Source organism: Caproicibacterium lactatifermentans (assembly GCF_013315815.1).
Taxonomy (GTDB): Bacteria; Bacillota; Clostridia; order Oscillospirales; family Acutalibacteraceae; genus Caproicibacterium; species Caproicibacterium lactatifermentans.
Genome location: NZ_CP046051.1, coordinates 1,467,255 through 1,482,500, shown reverse-complemented (window position 1 = coordinate 1,482,500; position 15,246 = coordinate 1,467,255). Strand labels below are relative to the sequence as shown.

Genomic DNA, 15,246 nt, shown 5'->3' with positions numbered 1-15,246 from the left:
ATAACCCAAGTCACCCCAATAACTTTTGAGCTCAGATGTAGACAACCCCTTTTCGTCTTTCAGTTTCCCAAAAAGCGTTTGTACTTCTTTTTGAACCTCCGGTCCGGCTTTGTTTAGTGATTCTGCCAGCCCCGTCGAAATATTCATTCCAAACTGTTTGTAAGACGCCTGTAACACCTGCGCTGCTGTTTGCTATGTCGTAAGTCGCTGCTGTATGATTTTTCCAGATGAATCTTTTATAATACCGTAATCTTTGTTAAGAGCATTCTGTACGCCTTTCGGAAGGGTATCAAATTCTTCCTGCAATTTTTTCATGACAGTTGATTTATCGTTGCTATCCATGATGCTTTTGGCAATGACGTGGTAGGGCGTGCCATGTGTTGCAATGGCTCTGGCGAGGTCCATTTTTAAGTAGCCGTCCATAAAAGCTTTATTTGGCACTTCACCGGCCTTGACAATATCCTGGTAACTGTTTTCCATTTGGTCGCAACTTTTCTTGCAGTTGTTGTATGCTGTTGATAGGCTATTGCGTTCCGTCAAGCTCATGTTATCCCAGATTTGATTGTCTACTTGTCCATTTCATCTTGGATAGTTGACGCTTTAGAAGAAAACAGTTCTGTGATGCTGCTCCCGACTTTATTCAAATCAGATTCAAAACTGCGCATATTTGTGTCAAAGGATACTGTGAATCCCTTTAGCACAATATCTGTTTTTTGTGCATTTAATTGGCCTTGCGCCTCAGTTGTGAGTTCTTTTGCATCACTTTGGCTTATGGCCCCCTGCGAAAGTGCAAATTGAATTTCATCAACCGTCAACTGATATGATTGATTATATTTGTCCAGCTGAGACTGCGTTTTCTTTACTAACTTCTGCCGCAAGTTGCCCAGCACTTTGCAGACTAAGTCGTGTGTCAGTTGTTGTAATTTCCAATGCTTTAAGATGCGCATCGTACTTTTCATAACTAACCGTATCAACGACCGTCTGCATCTTGCTTTTGAGAGCTTCAATAGCTTTGCTCTCGTCCGCGTCAATCACACCGTCTTTCAGCGCAGCTGTAGTCAAGTTGTTCATCTGTTTTGACAGCTGAGACAACTTTGCGTTGTATGTACTATACAGACCATCCAGCGCGCTATTCAAACTACTGTAACTTTTAGATGTAGGGATAAATGAAGCGCTGATAGCAAGTTCCCCAGTTACTTGCTTTTGTCTCAAATATTCCTGGCAATCGCTTATGTACTTGCCTATAGCAGATTTGTATGACTGAGATTCATTGCCGGTAAGCTTAATACCGGCTGTTGCCATATAGTGATACTTCTCAATCTCTTTACCAGTGTCCTGTACTTGCTTTTTTGTTTCGTCCAATTTTTTCTTTGCATCGGTAACTAAACTTAACTTTGCGGACCATTTTGTATCAACAAAGTCCTTTGCTGCAGTGCTGCATTCTTCAGCAGAAAGAGTGATTTCCCCGAACCGTTTTGCCAAATCGGCTTGTGTAAGATGCTTTTCGAGTGCATAAGCAGCAATACCTAATGCAGCAACGCCTCCGGCAAAGGCACCGACACCGGCGGCAGATAGACCCGCAGATTTGGCTACGCCAGACAGTGCAAGATTTAATCCACTAGTTGATCCAGTTGCCTCCCCAGTAACAGCTGTCGCGGTTTTTGCGGCAGAGGATGCTCCTCCAGCCGCTTTTGCCGCTTCTTCCGCGGCGGCCGCAACGCCTTTTTTTCCGAGCTTTTCAGAAAGTTTTCCGACAGTTTTAGCCGCTTTTCCAGCACCAGAGATTACTCCACCGATGCCTTTCACAACAGGGCCAGTTGCAATCGCAAGCGCCCCTAGCTTTACAATGTTAGCTTGTATAGGTGAAGGAAGTTTTGAAAAGCTGTTTGCAAGATTAGTCACATCATCTGCAATCATTTTGACAGACGGCGCCATTACTTTCTGTAAAGTGATTCCGGCCGTTTCCAGAGAGCCTTTCATAGCTTCTATACTTCCTGCCGTATTGTCAAGCATGGTATTCGCCATGTCTTTTGCGGCCCCGTCACAATTCTTTAAACCGTTTGTTAATTTATCCAGCTCTGGTTTACTGGATCCCAGCAGCACCTTCCAACCGCTGAGCGACTCTGTACCGAAAATAGTTGCTAAAGCGTTATCGCGCTGCTGATCTGTCATCTTTGCAGTGCCTTTTTGCAAATCGTCAATGATTGTTGACAACGGTTTCATTTTGCCCTGGGCATCATAAAATTCTGTGCTGCACTGCTTCGTAGCCTTTTTCATGGCTTTGGTCGGCTGCATGAGTCGTGCCAATCCGCCGCGCAACGTAGTGCCTGCCTGATCACCTTTAATACCTGCGTCTGCAAGCTTGCCAATTGCGGTTGTAACTTCCTCCAAAGACCACCCCGCAGAATGCGCGACCGGGGCGATGTATTTCATTGCAGTGCCAGTATCTGAAATGGCCGCGTTTGTGTCTGCGACGTTCTTTGCCAACACATCCGCAACATGACCTGCTTGTCCTGCTTCTAGCCCAAAGCCTCTCAATGTTGAAGCCGCAATATCTGCACTGCTGGCAAGGTCTTCACCCGATGATGCGGCTAAATCGAGCATTCCCGGCATGGCTTCCATAATTTCATTTGTTCCAAAACCAGCCGAAGCTAAATTTTCCATCGCTTCTGCCGATTCGGTAGCTGAAAATGATGTTTGCGCGCCTAGGTCAATCGCTTGCTTTTCTAGTTTTTCGAACTCGGTTCCTGTTGCACCGGAAATTGCTTTGATGCGGCTCATTTGCGACTCAAAGTCATTGCCAACTTTCAATGCAGCCCCGCCTACGGCCAGAAGGGGAGTGGATACACCAAGGGTCAGCCCGTTTCCTATTTCGTTGACCTTTTTGCCCGCAGCTTCCCATTTTTTACCCACCTGCTGCGCTGCTGTGCCAAATGTAATAAGTTTGCTCTGCGCCGTTGCCAACTGACTGGACAGATTCTTTATTTCCGCCTGTGACCTGTTAAGTGCTGTCTGAAACTCAACAGTCTTGTCTTTGGCTCCTTCAATATCTAGCCTATAAGCTTCCTGCTTGCCATTTAGCTGCAGCAACTCATTTTTATACTTTTCCACGCTGCTGCGGGCGGAATTATAAGATTTTCCTGCTGCTTCTTCCGCCTGCGCCGCTGCCTTCGCTTCTTCGCTGTCTTCCCCGTGCGCTTTAACCGCTTCTTTGGTGGCGTTTGCAGCGGCCTTGTAGGTCTCTGATGCAGCTTTTATTTTGGCCTGCGCCCGTTCATATTGTGCGCTTACTTTTTCAATTTTCGGCGCCAGCTCCGCCTGCGCGGCCTTTGATTTCTCAATGACTGCATTAAGCCCCGCAATGCTCCGATTGTAAGTTTCAGCTTTTGCTTTGGCGGACTGTAGTTCATTTGAAAGGTATTGTGAGTGCTGTGCCGCCTGTTGAAAAGCGCAGCCAGACTGTTTTAACCCGGCCTCCAACTTTTTTAGGGACGATTCCTGCAGATTGTATTCGCTGCTTAGTCTTTTAAGTTGCTTAGTGGCAGATGCAACGCCGGTTTGCAAATTCCGAAAATCAATGTCGATATGGCCCTTTGCAACACCCATATCAATAGGCATCTAATCGCCCCCTGTTTGTTTCGCTCTTATCCCATGGTATATCGTCTTCTGATAATCCGTAAAATTCAGCAAGAGTAGACGCTTCTGACACGTAAACTGGTTCCTCCCCATCCTCCCGGCGCCTCTGTAAATATAGAGCTGCCTCATCGAAGCAATAGGCTGTGTAGTCGTCTAATCCTCCGACCAGTTCACTCGGCCTTTTGTGATACACTTGCGATACCGCCATCAGATTCAGCATCCGCTTTGACGCCACGAAATCGACGCATAGCGTCTACCCCCGTCTGTGTAAAGTTCCAAATGTACAAAAGTTGTTCGTCTGTTAAACTAACACCTGCTTTTTCAAGTTCCGTGTACGTCGGTTTAACAAGCGCAACCTTCGCCATCATGATATAAATTTCGGACATTTCCTTGAAGTTTTCGCCCATTTCCTTCTCAGTGTATTTCTTCTCATCACCGAAAAGCTTTGCAACAGGCCCTAACAAACCATTCGGAATCTTTCCTTCAGATACGAGGGCAAACATGGATGGGCGCCGCAAACTTGCAACAAATGGTGCATCAGGATCCCACCCCGGCAATTCAACTTCTCTATCGGAATATTTTTTATACTTTCAATTGACGTCACAGCCATATGATTACCTCATTTCTTCACTTAGTTGTAAACTGGTAAAGATTCCACTTTCGTGATTTTGTATGGCGCTTCATCCTTGCCGGGGGTGCTGTTGACCGTATACTCAGGAGCGAAGAATGTGTTATCCTCTGCGTTAATCGAAATTGGAGTGCCCTTGCAATGCAGGTAGGAAACCTTGTGATAATACATTACGTTGCTGCCTTCCATGACAGCCTCATATACATTTGTCGTAAACGCCGCACCGGATACTTGGCCGTTTATTGGTGGTGTATAAGATTTAAAAGACGTTCCATCCTCATCTTTTTCAATCGCGCCGCCCTGTAAAAGCGGCAGAGCATCCAGTAATAATGTGACACCGGTAAGCGTCAGTTTTGTTCCAGTTACAGTTGTTGTTTCGGGAATTGTTGCAAGAATTTGTCCCTTGCATTCGTTTGATACGGCATCTGTGGTCTTTGTCTGTGGCTCTGCACTGACCTTGTTGATAGTTTCTGTCGCAAACCCGGGGCTTGTACTATCCTCGGGAACAAATTCCACCATAGAGGCGTGTATTTCTGACTGCCCGGTCATTTTGCTAATTGTCTGTGTCATTTATATCATCCTTTCAAACTCTGTTTGTTGCTGAAAATTTTTGTACTTGGTAAGTCAGGCTCGTCATATATGCGTTTATGTCTGTGTCAAGGTAATGGACTCCCGGTCCGTCGGTCAGCTTGAGAGTGGGGAAGAGGGGGTTCAGAGCTTTTTCTATCCCATCAATGTAGCTTTCAAAATTGCTGTACTCTGCGGTGGGATAGTATAGCAGCAGCTCATACAGCGAATATTCTATGACGCCTGTTCTTGTCGACCCGTTATTACATAAAACAATATAAGGTGCGGTGCATTTCCCTTTGTGCTGCCCCATACTGTAAACGTCGTAACCGTGTTCCTTTAAGTACAGATAAAGTCGTTTCCAGTCCATAGACATTACAACCTCTCAAACAGCCCTGTAAGGCCATGCATAACTTTTCCCGAAAACAAGACGCAAAATTTGATACAATTCAGCGATTGCCCTCTGAGGGGTGTCGCTTGAGCTGAAGGGGTGTCGGTTTTTCCAGGCAGCAGAATTGACCCGAATTGGTAAAGGTTATAGGAATGTAAATGACACTGAAAGAGGCTAAACACAATTACTTAACGAGTCCAAATGATGAGACCTACCGGGATTTTTGCGCGGCATTGCAGAATTCCAAGATGTTCATGCTCGCAGAGTGGAATTTAACAAAGAGTGAGGAGCAACAATTCAAGGATTTCGAACCCGACGATGTGATACACATCGATACCAAGATGCTTCCGGTTGCATTTGAATTTGATGAGAACAGATGGATCATCCCGGTTTTTTCAGATAGGTCAAGCATAACTGACAGATACAGCAAGAAATATACAGTGCTGGAATGCAATTCGAGAACTGTACTTGTGACGTATAACGCTTATAAAAAAGTCACAGGGAAAGAGATACGCATATTATTGGATATGAATTCGGAGCCTCTGGATTTTGACGATGAGGAATTGTTGTATTCTAAATGAGAAATAGAAGTTCATTTTACAGACAGCAAAACAGCCCGACCGCCAGCATCGTTCACTGGTTGTCAGGCTGTTTTCTTATGCGCGGATTTCCTGTCCGTTGCGGAAAGTGAAGCGGATGTCGTCCTTGGCGTAGACGGTCAGGTGGTCGACCAGTCCGTTGAAGGCGTCGAGGGAGAATTCCGTCAGGCTGTCGGACGTGTTTTCAAAGGCTTTAAGGAAATCCTCATACCCGGCTTTCCGGGATTGGGTCTCTTCGATTTTCTCGCTGAGCTCGTCAATCCGTGCCTTGAGCTTGTCGTACCGGTCGGCAAGGTCGTCGTAACGCTTCTGGTAGGCGCTCTGGTCAAGGGCCGTCCGGGCGTTCTCCTCGATGTTCTTCTGGACTGCATCGGCTACGACCTGCGCCTCGTCCATGAGCCTGTCGCGCTCGGCTTCCAGCTCGTCGGTTTTGAAGAGGAGCGGAAGCATCGCTTTGCCGTTTGCGATGACCTCGGATTTCGTTTCGAGGAGCTTGTTTACCGCTGACAGGAACGCGGTCTTCACTTCGCTGTCGTCGATGGCTGGCGTCGTGCATTTCTTGCCGCCGTCGTACTTGTGGTTGCACCGCCAGATGGTCTTTCGGTATTTGCTGTTGCTGTGCCAGACCTTTGAGCCGTAGAAGGAGCCGCACTGGCCGCAGCGGATCTTGCTGGAGAAGACGTGGACGCCGCTGTGGTACATGACGCCGTTGCCGCGCTTCTTCATCTCGCGCTGAACAAGGTCGAACGTCTCCGGCGCGATGATCGCCTCATGGTCACCTTCCACGTAGTACTGCGGAATCTCGCCCTCGTTCATTTTCGTTTTCTTGGTCAGGTAGTCGACCGTATAGGATTTCTGCAGCAGGGCATCGCCCTTGTACTTCTCGTTTCCGAGGATGGACTTGACGGTGCTGATGCTCCAGTGGTCCATGCCGCCGGGCGTCTTGATGCCGTCATTGGTAAGCTGTCTGGCGATGCCGTTGTAGGTCAGGCCCTGCAGGAAAAGCCGGTAGATGCGTTTGACGGTTTCGGCCTCCTCGGGGTTTACGACGAGCTCGCCATGCGGTCCGCGATCGTATCCGAGGAACCGGTGGAACGGAACCGTCACCTTGCCGTCAGCGAATCGCTTCCGCTGTCCCCAGGTGCAGTTCTCGGAAATGCTCCGGGATTCCTCCTGAGCAAGGCTGCTCATGATGGTGATGAGAAGTTCTCCCTTGCCGTCGAAGGTCCAGATGTTCTCCTTCTCGAAGTAGCATTCGACGCCGTTTTCCTTGAGTTTCCGGATGGTGGTGAGGCTGTCGACGGTGTTCCGGGCGAATCGGCTAACGCTCTTGGTGACAATCAGGTCGATCTTTCCGGCGAGCGCGTCTTCGATCATGGTCTGGAAGCCGATTCTTTTCTTGATGCCGGTTCCGCTGATTCCCTCGTCCGTGTAGACGTTGACGAATTCCCAGTCGTCGCGGCCTTTGATGTAGTTCGTATAGTAGTCGATCTGCGCTTCGTAGCTGGTGAACTGGTCGTCATGGTCGGTTGAGACGCGGGCGTATCCGGCGACGCGGCGTTTCTTCTTCTCAGTGATGGGAGTGGAGGAAAATCGCGTCCGGGATGCCGGGATTGTGGTTACTTTCTTTTGCTGCTCCAATGTTTCTCACTCCTTATTCTCTTCATGTTTTCGCTGATTTTCTGCCTGCGCTCCGGTGTGAAGCTGTCCCGGATTGCCTCGGTCTGTTTTTCCCGGCGCTCATCTGTCCACGGCACGCCTTCCTTGCTGAACTCGTAGTCCCGCTCGGCGGTGCTGCCGTCCTTGAAATGGAAGGTCAGGTGCGTCAAGTCCCGGACGCTGATGTGGTCGATTCGTTCGAGGAAGATGTTCTCGTCGAATTCGTCGATGCCGAGGACCTCGGTGATGATTTCCTTCAAATGGTCCTCGCGCAGGCTCTTTCCCGGATGGTTCTTCTTATCGGCGCATTTCCAGTAGGCGTTCCTGTGCCCGTCGGCCATGACGCATGTCTGCTTCCGGTAGTTGCAGCCGCATTCCTCGCAGCGGATCTTCGTGGTGAAGCAGGTGATGTCGTCCCGTGTGGCCGGATGCCGTCTGCGGTACTGTGATGCGCGTTGCCGGTTCTCCTCGGTCCATGCTTCCTTCTTGGCGTTCCTGTACCAGTGGTGCTCCAGCGTGGTTCCGTCGGTAAATTCGAAGATCATGGTTCCGGTTTCTGGAACGGTGATCTGCTTGACTCTTTCGGAGAAGATGTCCTCGTCGAATTCCGGGATGCTGAGCACCTTGGCGCATTCCTCTTTCAGCACATCCTCGCGGATGATTCCGCTTGAGCAGGAGGAGCAGTTTGTCTTCTTGTGTGAGGTGCAGGTCCAGAAGGTATATTTCTCGCCGAGTCTGCTCATCTTCGCGCGGTTCCTTCGGGTGGAGCGGACGAAGCTGCGTCCGCAGAGTCCGCATTTGATTTTCGTGGAGAAGCAGTTCAGGTTGAGCGCCTTGTTGCCGAAGCAGCCGAGTTCCCTGCGCCGCGCCATCTCGGCCTGCACGTAGTCGAACGTCTCCTTGCTGATGATGGCCGGATGCGTGTTCTCCACGTAGTATTGCGGCAGCTCGCCGTGGTTCTTCCTGACCTTCTTCGTAATCGGGTCGGTGACGTATTCCTTCTGGTAGAGCATGTTGCCCGTGTAGGTGACGTTCGTGAGGATCACCTTCAGGTTGGAATCCACCCACGGAGCTCCGGCCCGTGTCTTGATTCCCTCGGCGGCGAATTCCTTCTCGGTCTCCTGACGGGATTTCCCGTCGAGGAAGTTCTGGTAGATGCGTCGCACGATGGCGGCCTCCTCCGGGACGATGACCATCTCATCGCCTTCCCAGCGGTAACCGTAGACGTTCATGTGTCCGTTCGCGTAGGGGATGCCCGCCTGCATGCGCTTCCGGATTCCCCATTTCACATTGTTGGAGATGCTCTCGGTTTCGGACTGCGCGAACGAGGCAAGCAGAGTGAGCATGACCTCGCCGTCGCCGGACAGCGAATTGATGTGCTCCTTCTCGAACCGCACCTCGATGCCCAGCTCCTTCAATTGCCGGACGGTTTCCAGCAGGTCGACCGTGTTTCGGGCGAATCGGCTGATGCTCTTGGTGAGGATGATGTCGATCTTCCCGGCCTCGCAGTCGGCGAGCATGCGCTGGAACTCTGGTCGCTTCATGGTGCTTGTTCCGGTGATGCCTTCGTCGGCGTAGACGCCAGCGTACTGCCATTCCGGATTCTTCTGGATCAGCTCCGAATAGTAGCTGACCTGCGCGGAAAGGGAGTGGTGCAAGCGCTCGGTCTCCATCGAGACTCTCGCGTATGCCGCCACCTTCTTCCGCTGTGGCAGAGCCTTGATTTTCGGCTCGATTTTCGTGATTTTCGGCATTGTATCACTCCTTTCGTCTTGTCTATCTATCACTCTGTTTCAGACACATAGCAAGCGTTACGGGGATAATAATGTGCCGATTATCGGCGTGTATTTCTCCTTCATTTTGGTGTCTATGACCGCGTATTCGTCCTCGGTGATGAGGCCCTGATCCAGCATCTTTTTGAACATCTCCATGCTGGCCTGATAGAGCTTTTCGCGTTCGAACTGCTCGTCACTCATGGCCGTCACCGCTTTTGAACCTGTCTGCGATATAGCAGGCGTGCGAGCAGTATTTCCGGTGCCGGTTCCCGTAGGCCGTGAACCTTCTGCCGCATCCGGCGCAGGTGAAGAAGTAGACGGCCTTCCGGTTGACCTGCTCGGGATGTGCGTTCCACCAGCTGAGGCGGCAGGCGTCACAGCAGAACCTGGCTTCCTTCCGTCCGGGCTTTTGCCGGATCGGTTTCCCGCAGAAACGGCAGTAGGAGCCGTCCGGCGTATTCTCGTCACCTGAGTCGGCGATCTGTCCGGTAAGGTTGTTCCTGCGGCAGAAGGCGGATACCTGATTCTTCGTAAGTCCCAGTGCATTAGCAATCGCAGCGTACCCGTGGCCGGAGCTGCGCAGTTTTCTGATCTGTTCTTTTTGCTCTGTATTCATGAGAAAACCTCCAGTCACTTTCCACTGGAGGCGAGCGGACCGTTTTGACGAAGCGGAAACGAAAAAAGGCCCACCGGCGATCCAAATAAAGGAAAGCCAGTGGGCCTGAGAAGGTGATGTGTTTATTTCACGCGAATCCGCCATCCGACCTGGATGAGGTTCACGTTCTTGATAAGCGAGCTGTTCAGCTTCTGGATCGCGGAGACGGTCGTGCCGTACTTCTTCGCGATGCCGGAGAGCGTGTCGCCGCGCTGAACCGTGTAATATGTTGCGGTTGATTTCTTGGAGGTTCCGAGCTTCTCGTTGACCTTGGCCTGCACGACGGCGTAGTCATATCCGGCTGCGGTCAGGCGGGACTTGCGGTCGGAGCCATTGCCCCATTTACCGGCGATGACCTCTGCCGCAATCTCGTCCACAGACTTCTTTGCGGTCGCTGTGCTGGCTGCGGCGCTCTTGCCGTACCCGTTGAATCCGCCGTTCCTGATCGCTGACGGGAAGTCAATGTACGAGTAGTCCATATCGACGTTTCCGCTGATGCCGCTGACCTTGCCTTTGGACGAGTACTGCCAGATTCCGTAGGAGCCGGAATAGCTGCACTTGCTCGACCACTGCGCCACCCAGACGGTGAAGCGCTTCTTGACGGCGTCCGACACCACGGAGTTCAGGCTTGAAAGCGAGGTGTAGAATCCGGCGTAGTAGCCGAGCTTCTCCAGCTCCGTGCAGAATGCGTTGATGAGCGATGAGCAGAAATCCTTCCCGCCCGAGAGCTGAGACTTCTCCTCGATGTCGAAGTAGACCGGATAATCCAGCGGCTTGCCGGACAGAACCTTGGCGCAGGACTGCGCTTCCTGAGTCGCTCCCACGGAGGATGTGGCATATGAATACCAGTACGCTCCAATGTGAAGCTCCGCGGCTTTTGCCTTCCGGTAGTTCTCCTCGAACCACTTGTCTTTGTTCCCGTTGCCGTATCCTGCGCGGATGATTACAAAATCAATACCGGCTGACTTGACCTTATTGAAGTCGATGTTTCCCTGCCAGACCGATACGTCGATGCCTTTGAATGCCATTACTGTTCCTCCTTGTCGTTTCTGTCGTGAAGCTGTTCGAGCACATCTTTGAGTTTTCCGGGAATCGGAAGCCCGAGGTGCGCGGCGTTCTCAGTGAGCGATAAACCTTCATTACTGATGTAGAAGAATATGATCGCGGTTCTCAGCACGCCCTCGTGACCGAGCACGTGGATGTCGAGGATGTTGGCGATGCCGACCAGAATGAAGATCAAAACTTTGCGGCAGATTCCCTTGAATCCGACTGCCGACGAGAGCTTCTTGTCCGCGATGGCGCAGAGCACGCCCGTGATGTAGTCGCAGACCACGAAGATGATCAGCGCAATGAGCAGTCCGTCGCATCCTCCGAGAAAGTATCCGAGCCATCCTCCGATTGCCGCGAAGATGAGCTGTATGGTGTTCCAGAATTCCTTCATCAATGTTTCCCTCCTTTGATTTTGAGCAAAAGTAAAGGCCGCCAGCGGTGTGCTGACAGCCTTGAAAAACTGCGTGATTTATGAAGTTATGAGGTGTCCGTTTGCTTTGGTAATGCCTCCCATAGTCGGAGATCTTCCTGTCCGAGCGACCAGATCGCGATGCCGCGGAGTCCCCAGTGGTAGGCGGCCTGATTTGCCCAGTAAACGAGCGAGTCCACATCCTGATAGTAGAGGATGGAGAAACCGTCCGCGTCTCCAAGGAACAGGCGCGATATCCAGATGTCGATGTCCTTCGGCGTGATCGTCATCGTGTAGTCCTTGCCGCATTCGAGGTCGAGCTGTTGCGAGTGGTAGAACTCGTAGTCCATCGATATGGATTCGCTTCTTGTCGCGGATTCCTCGACATCCGAGGTCAGCGTGAACACCTGGAATTCGTCGTCCCAGGTGCAGTTCGAGCGGCTGATTCTTCCGTACTGCGTAATGGTGCCGTCCGGGAAGGTGACGTCGAACCGTTCGTATGGCTCGTATGTCCATGCGTCGCCCATACGGAGCAGCTCGCAGATTGTCCTCTGGTCAGACTGGTAACCGGCGGTTCCTCCGGAGAATCCGCTGACCGTCGCCGTGAACCGGAGCGTGTTGGACGCGCCGGAGTAAACTCTGACGGTGCTGCCGCGAATCCGCATCTCGATGGTGTAGGTGGTCGGATCAGTGCGGAGACTTGCGGTCGCCGTCTGCTGAATCGACTGCGAATAGCTTCCGAGCTTGGTGCTGCCGTTCCACAGCTCCACGGTCTGACTGCTGTAGTTGAGACAGCAGAACAAACTGCCGCAGAAGATGCCCGCCTTGCCGGTGCTTCCCGCGGGAAAAGCAAGACGCGCCCGAAGGTGGACGTCCTTGAATCCGTCATAGTTCCACGCGAACTTGCCGCTGCCGTCGAGCTGCGAATAAACTCTGGACTCGGAGTATTCGTCCGACCGCCAGATTTTCCATGAGCCGGACAGCGTCTGCCAGTAGTTCGTTTCGAGCATGCCGTAGTCCTCGAAATCCTCGTACCAGATGAGCGCGGAGTCCGGCTTGCGGCGGAGCATTTCGCAGGTGAGTTTGAAGCCCTTGTCCGGCTGGCACTCGTTCCCGTCTACATCGATGAGGTGGCGCGGAGACAGGGTAAACGAAGCTGAACCGGCTGACGGCTCCTCGCTGAACGCCGAGCAGACGCGGAATCCGTAGAACTGCACGCCCTTTACATCGACCGAAACCGTGATGGTGTGCGTTCCGGCTGACAGGCTGATGCCGTCCGCGAGGCACGTCCAGAAGGTGCTGCGCCAGTACGGCCACCAGAGCCGCGACTCGTTGAAATGCTTCTGACTGCCGTCAATGCTGACGTAGATCCCGTTCTTGTCCCAGAAGGGATAGCAGAGCCGGACGGCAATATCGTAGGTTCCGGCAGAACTTACCGTAAAGGAATATGTCGCTTCTCCTGCGTCGCCCATGACTGCGATACCGTTCTCCGAGGAGACGATGCCCGTGTAGCTGTCCGGCATGCCGTCATGATCCACGTAGATGGTTCCGAACGAGGTCTTTTGCGTCTTGCTGTACGCGGTAAGATAACGCCTGCGATTGTAGGTTCCGGTCATCAGCGGGTATTCGTAGCTCGATGCGTCCTGACCTTCGGCGAAGTCGTAGACCTGCGGAAAGGCATATGGAACCTTGTTGTAATCGTCCCAGTAGGCCAGAATCGGGATGAATGGCTGCGGCGGCTTGTCGTCCGTGAAGTTGTACTTGCCCGTCATCCAGTTCTTTGCCGCGTAGTAGGTGTTCGATGTTCCGCGATAGGTTTTGCCGAGGTTCTCCGGCGTATCGTAGATCTGCCAGTTCCAGCCGTACGCGGGAAGTCCCATGAACACCTTTTCCGGCGTCATCGCCTTGACGGCGTAGTCGTAGATCCCGTCGAGCCAGTCCTTTGGGGAAACCGGCCCCGGAGCACTTCCAGCCCACGCCATCCCATAGCTCATGATGGCCGCCGTGTCGCAGTACTGATTCAGGTCCGCGTACACGCACCAGTTCTCGCCGCCGACCGAGCCGTTGACAGCGTTCATGCCGGGCAGGCAGATGTTGATCTTCTTCGTATTGTCGTAATTCTTGACCGCGTTCCAGATATTGCGGAACATCGCCGTCGACTTGGCGTGCGTGGAATAATCGCCGCCGCGCTCGAGGTCGATGTCGACGCCCGCGCACCACGGATACTTCTCCATGATCCGCACGAGCTCGGTGAGAAACTTGTCCTGTGCGCCGTCCGTATTCTCCCGAAGAGCTGTGAACACGCTCGACACGCCGTCGTTGCGGACGGTCAGAAGCCAAGTAATATGCAGGTATTTATTGATGTAGGTCAGCATGTCGCTGATGGCCACGCCGGTTTCGGTAATCGTTCCGGTCGCGTCCACCTTAAAAGAAAAGAGACCTACCTGTGACAGGCGGTCTCCGTAATTCTTCAGCGCGGTGTACATGCGGGCGTTTCCCATGAACGTCCAGACCATGCACTTGCGGCCCTTCAGTATATCCAATGCCATAGGCAGTCACCTCCGTGAGGGCATGAAAAAAGCGCCTCCGAAGAGACGCTTCTTTTGTCAAGCAGCCAAAACGTAATTCAGCCAATCTACAAACCGCTTATAAGCTAACGAGAAGAGATCTGCTCCAAGCTTTTCGACCTTGGGTTTTGCATCTTCCGCACAATCCTTAATAAAAGTAGAGCCGATTCTCTTCATTTCAGCATTATAGTCAATTCCGTTTTTCTGGGTTTTTGTTAATTCTGTGTTTGTCATAAGTTCTCCTCTGGTCTTTGCCGTAAGGGGAGGCATATAACTGCCAGCGGCCGTCCGGTCCCTGCTGCACTTTCGCATAATGACCTGTGGCAATGGCATCACAGCCCAGTTCTTCTGCACGGCGAAGCATTGCACCGAATTTAAGCCAGCGATTACAGCGGATGCAGGGATTTGGTGTGCGGCCGACGGCATATTCGGAGACAAAATTGTCAATTACTTTTTGCTCAAAGAGTTCTGTAAAATTAAAGACAAAATGGTCAATGCCAAGCGCATAACAAACACGGCGTGCATCCTGCACATCCTGAAAGGAACAGCATCCGCCTTCCCGCGGCGGGAAAGACGGGTCATCCAAGTGCAGGCGCAGCGTGCAGCCAACAACTTCCCAGCCGCTTTTCTGCAGCAAAAGAGCGGCGACGCTGCTGTCCACGCCGCCGCTCATGCCGACTAAAACTTTTCCCTTCAAGTTTCCGGCTCCTCTGGCGCAGCTTCTTCATCAGCCGGGGTTACGGCTGGCGCTGGCTGTGCGGAAGAAGCGGGTTTCTGCTGCGGCTGCTCAGTAGAAGGCTCCTGAACTGGCGGAGCAGATTTTTTATCCTTATCGGAGGATTCCGCATCCTGCTCGTCATCGTTATCCTCATAGAATTTGCAGGTACCGCAGTCATCTTTACAGTCGGTGCATTCTGTTTCATCAACAGAAGCAAAATTGGATTCGCGGATTTCATCCATGTGATCAAAGGCACGTTTCATACGGCGGTCGCTGTCATCGATGCAGGCGCAGAGCGCGTCCGTCTCAGCATTACCCTGATCGCGGAGGTGTTCATAAAAATATTTTCCGAGTGCAACATAAGCACGGGCACTGTTTTCGCGCTCATTTTGAATGACAATATGCAGGCGGTTAATCACAGCGGAGCGGTGGTTCTTTTCCCGCAGGCTGTTAAATGTGCTGGCCATCTGGCTTCCAAGAGAATCAAGTAATCCCATTTTGTTCCCTCCGTACCGCGACCGGAAACACTGCCGGTGCGGAAAAATTAAGACCTGCTTTTATTATAACGCATCTATCAGCTATTTAACAGCAT

Annotated in this window: 18 protein-coding genes (1 of these 18 cut by a window edge); 1 reads left to right on the top strand and 17 read right to left on the bottom strand. The window is 51.8% G+C overall.

From position 1 onward, the window contains the following. From GJQ69_RS07275 to GJQ69_RS07245, 7 genes are all read right to left on the bottom strand, one after another. Nucleotides 1-147, bottom strand: the beginning of a protein-coding gene (locus GJQ69_RS07275; protein WP_174193402.1) for a peptidoglycan-binding domain-containing protein. 1,041 nt of this gene lie to the left of the window's left edge; 147 of the gene's 1,188 nt are visible here — the first part of the coding sequence; its start codon is at nucleotides 145-147; its stop codon lies beyond the left edge, outside the window. A gap of 45 nt (nucleotides 148-192) precedes the next feature. Continuing rightward, nucleotides 193-480, bottom strand: a complete 288-nt coding sequence (locus GJQ69_RS07270) for a hypothetical protein (RefSeq protein WP_174193400.1) — start codon at nucleotides 478-480, stop codon at nucleotides 193-195. Between the two features lie 86 nt (nucleotides 481-566). Continuing rightward, entirely contained in the window at nucleotides 567-815 is a 249-nt protein-coding gene (locus tag GJQ69_RS07265; RefSeq protein ID WP_174193398.1) for a hypothetical protein, read from the bottom strand. A gap of 13 nt (nucleotides 816-828) precedes the next feature. Beyond that, nucleotides 829-3,618: a phage tail tape measure protein gene (locus GJQ69_RS07260; RefSeq protein WP_086035374.1), complete on the bottom strand. Its 2,790-nt coding sequence runs from the start codon at nucleotides 3,616-3,618 to the stop codon at nucleotides 829-831. 188 nt (nucleotides 3,619-3,806) lie between these two features. Beyond that, nucleotides 3,807-4,139: a hypothetical protein gene (locus GJQ69_RS07255; protein WP_086035375.1), complete on the bottom strand. Its 333-nt coding sequence runs from the start codon at nucleotides 4,137-4,139 to the stop codon at nucleotides 3,807-3,809. A 128-nt stretch (nucleotides 4,140-4,267) separates the two neighbouring features. Beyond that, a complete protein-coding gene (locus tag GJQ69_RS07250; protein ID WP_086035376.1) occupies nucleotides 4,268-4,834 on the bottom strand; it encodes a hypothetical protein in 567 nt (188 codons plus the stop codon). A 13-nt stretch (nucleotides 4,835-4,847) separates the two neighbouring features. Further along, nucleotides 4,848-5,201 carry a hypothetical protein gene (locus GJQ69_RS07245; protein ID WP_157658899.1) on the bottom strand — a complete coding sequence of 118 codons (354 nt, stop codon included), beginning with the start codon at nucleotides 5,199-5,201 and terminating at the stop codon, nucleotides 4,848-4,850. A 179-nt stretch (nucleotides 5,202-5,380) separates the two neighbouring features. Between GJQ69_RS07245 and GJQ69_RS07240 the strand changes: the two genes are divergently transcribed. Next, on the top strand, nucleotides 5,381-5,803 hold the full coding sequence (locus GJQ69_RS07240) for an SseB family protein (RefSeq protein WP_174193396.1): 423 nt from the start codon (nucleotides 5,381-5,383) through the stop codon (nucleotides 5,801-5,803). Between the two features lie 75 nt (nucleotides 5,804-5,878). Here the strand turns inward: GJQ69_RS07240 and GJQ69_RS07235 are convergent, their stop codons facing one another. From GJQ69_RS07235 to GJQ69_RS07190, 10 genes are all read right to left on the bottom strand, one after another. Then, on the bottom strand, nucleotides 5,879-7,462 hold the full coding sequence (locus GJQ69_RS07235) for a recombinase family protein (protein ID WP_086035479.1): 1,584 nt from the start codon (nucleotides 7,460-7,462) through the stop codon (nucleotides 5,879-5,881). Beyond that, nucleotides 7,441-9,234, bottom strand: a complete 1,794-nt coding sequence (locus tag GJQ69_RS07230) for a recombinase family protein (protein WP_086035478.1) — start codon at nucleotides 9,232-9,234, stop codon at nucleotides 7,441-7,443. Before GJQ69_RS07230 ends, GJQ69_RS07235 begins: the two co-directional genes overlap by 22 nt. A 57-nt stretch (nucleotides 9,235-9,291) precedes the next feature. Then, on the bottom strand, nucleotides 9,292-9,456 hold the full coding sequence (locus tag GJQ69_RS07225; RefSeq protein ID WP_174193395.1) for an SHOCT domain-containing protein: 165 nt from the start codon (nucleotides 9,454-9,456) through the stop codon (nucleotides 9,292-9,294). Continuing rightward, complete coding sequence (locus GJQ69_RS07220; protein ID WP_086035477.1) at nucleotides 9,449-9,871, bottom strand: RNA polymerase subunit sigma-70; 423 nt, start codon at nucleotides 9,869-9,871, stop codon at nucleotides 9,449-9,451. The genes GJQ69_RS07225 and GJQ69_RS07220 overlap by 8 nt, the downstream gene beginning before the upstream one ends. Before the next feature lie 122 nt (nucleotides 9,872-9,993). After that, nucleotides 9,994-10,938, bottom strand: coding sequence for a GH25 family lysozyme (locus GJQ69_RS07215; RefSeq protein ID WP_086035476.1), 945 nt, complete (start codon nucleotides 10,936-10,938; stop codon nucleotides 9,994-9,996). Beyond that, nucleotides 10,938-11,351, bottom strand: a complete 414-nt coding sequence (locus GJQ69_RS07210) for a phage holin family protein (RefSeq protein ID WP_013485727.1) — start codon at nucleotides 11,349-11,351, stop codon at nucleotides 10,938-10,940. The genes GJQ69_RS07215 and GJQ69_RS07210 overlap by 1 nt, the downstream gene beginning before the upstream one ends. A gap of 86 nt (nucleotides 11,352-11,437) precedes the next feature. Then, on the bottom strand, nucleotides 11,438-13,918 hold the full coding sequence (locus GJQ69_RS07205) for a glycosyl hydrolase family 18 protein (RefSeq protein ID WP_274379837.1): 2,481 nt from the start codon (nucleotides 13,916-13,918) through the stop codon (nucleotides 11,438-11,440). Nucleotides 13,919-13,975: 57 nt separating this feature from the next. Then, complete coding sequence (locus tag GJQ69_RS07200; RefSeq protein ID WP_086035474.1) at nucleotides 13,976-14,170, bottom strand: hypothetical protein; 195 nt, start codon at nucleotides 14,168-14,170, stop codon at nucleotides 13,976-13,978. Beyond that, nucleotides 14,127-14,633 (bottom strand): tRNA-specific 2-thiouridylase, encoded by a 507-nt coding sequence (locus GJQ69_RS07195; protein WP_174193393.1) that lies wholly within the window; start codon nucleotides 14,631-14,633, stop codon nucleotides 14,127-14,129. Before GJQ69_RS07195 ends, GJQ69_RS07200 begins: the two co-directional genes overlap by 44 nt. Next, nucleotides 14,630-15,151, bottom strand: coding sequence for a hypothetical protein (locus tag GJQ69_RS07190; RefSeq protein ID WP_174193391.1), 522 nt, complete (start codon nucleotides 15,149-15,151; stop codon nucleotides 14,630-14,632). The genes GJQ69_RS07195 and GJQ69_RS07190 overlap by 4 nt, the downstream gene beginning before the upstream one ends. Between the last annotated feature and the right edge of the window lie 95 nt (nucleotides 15,152-15,246).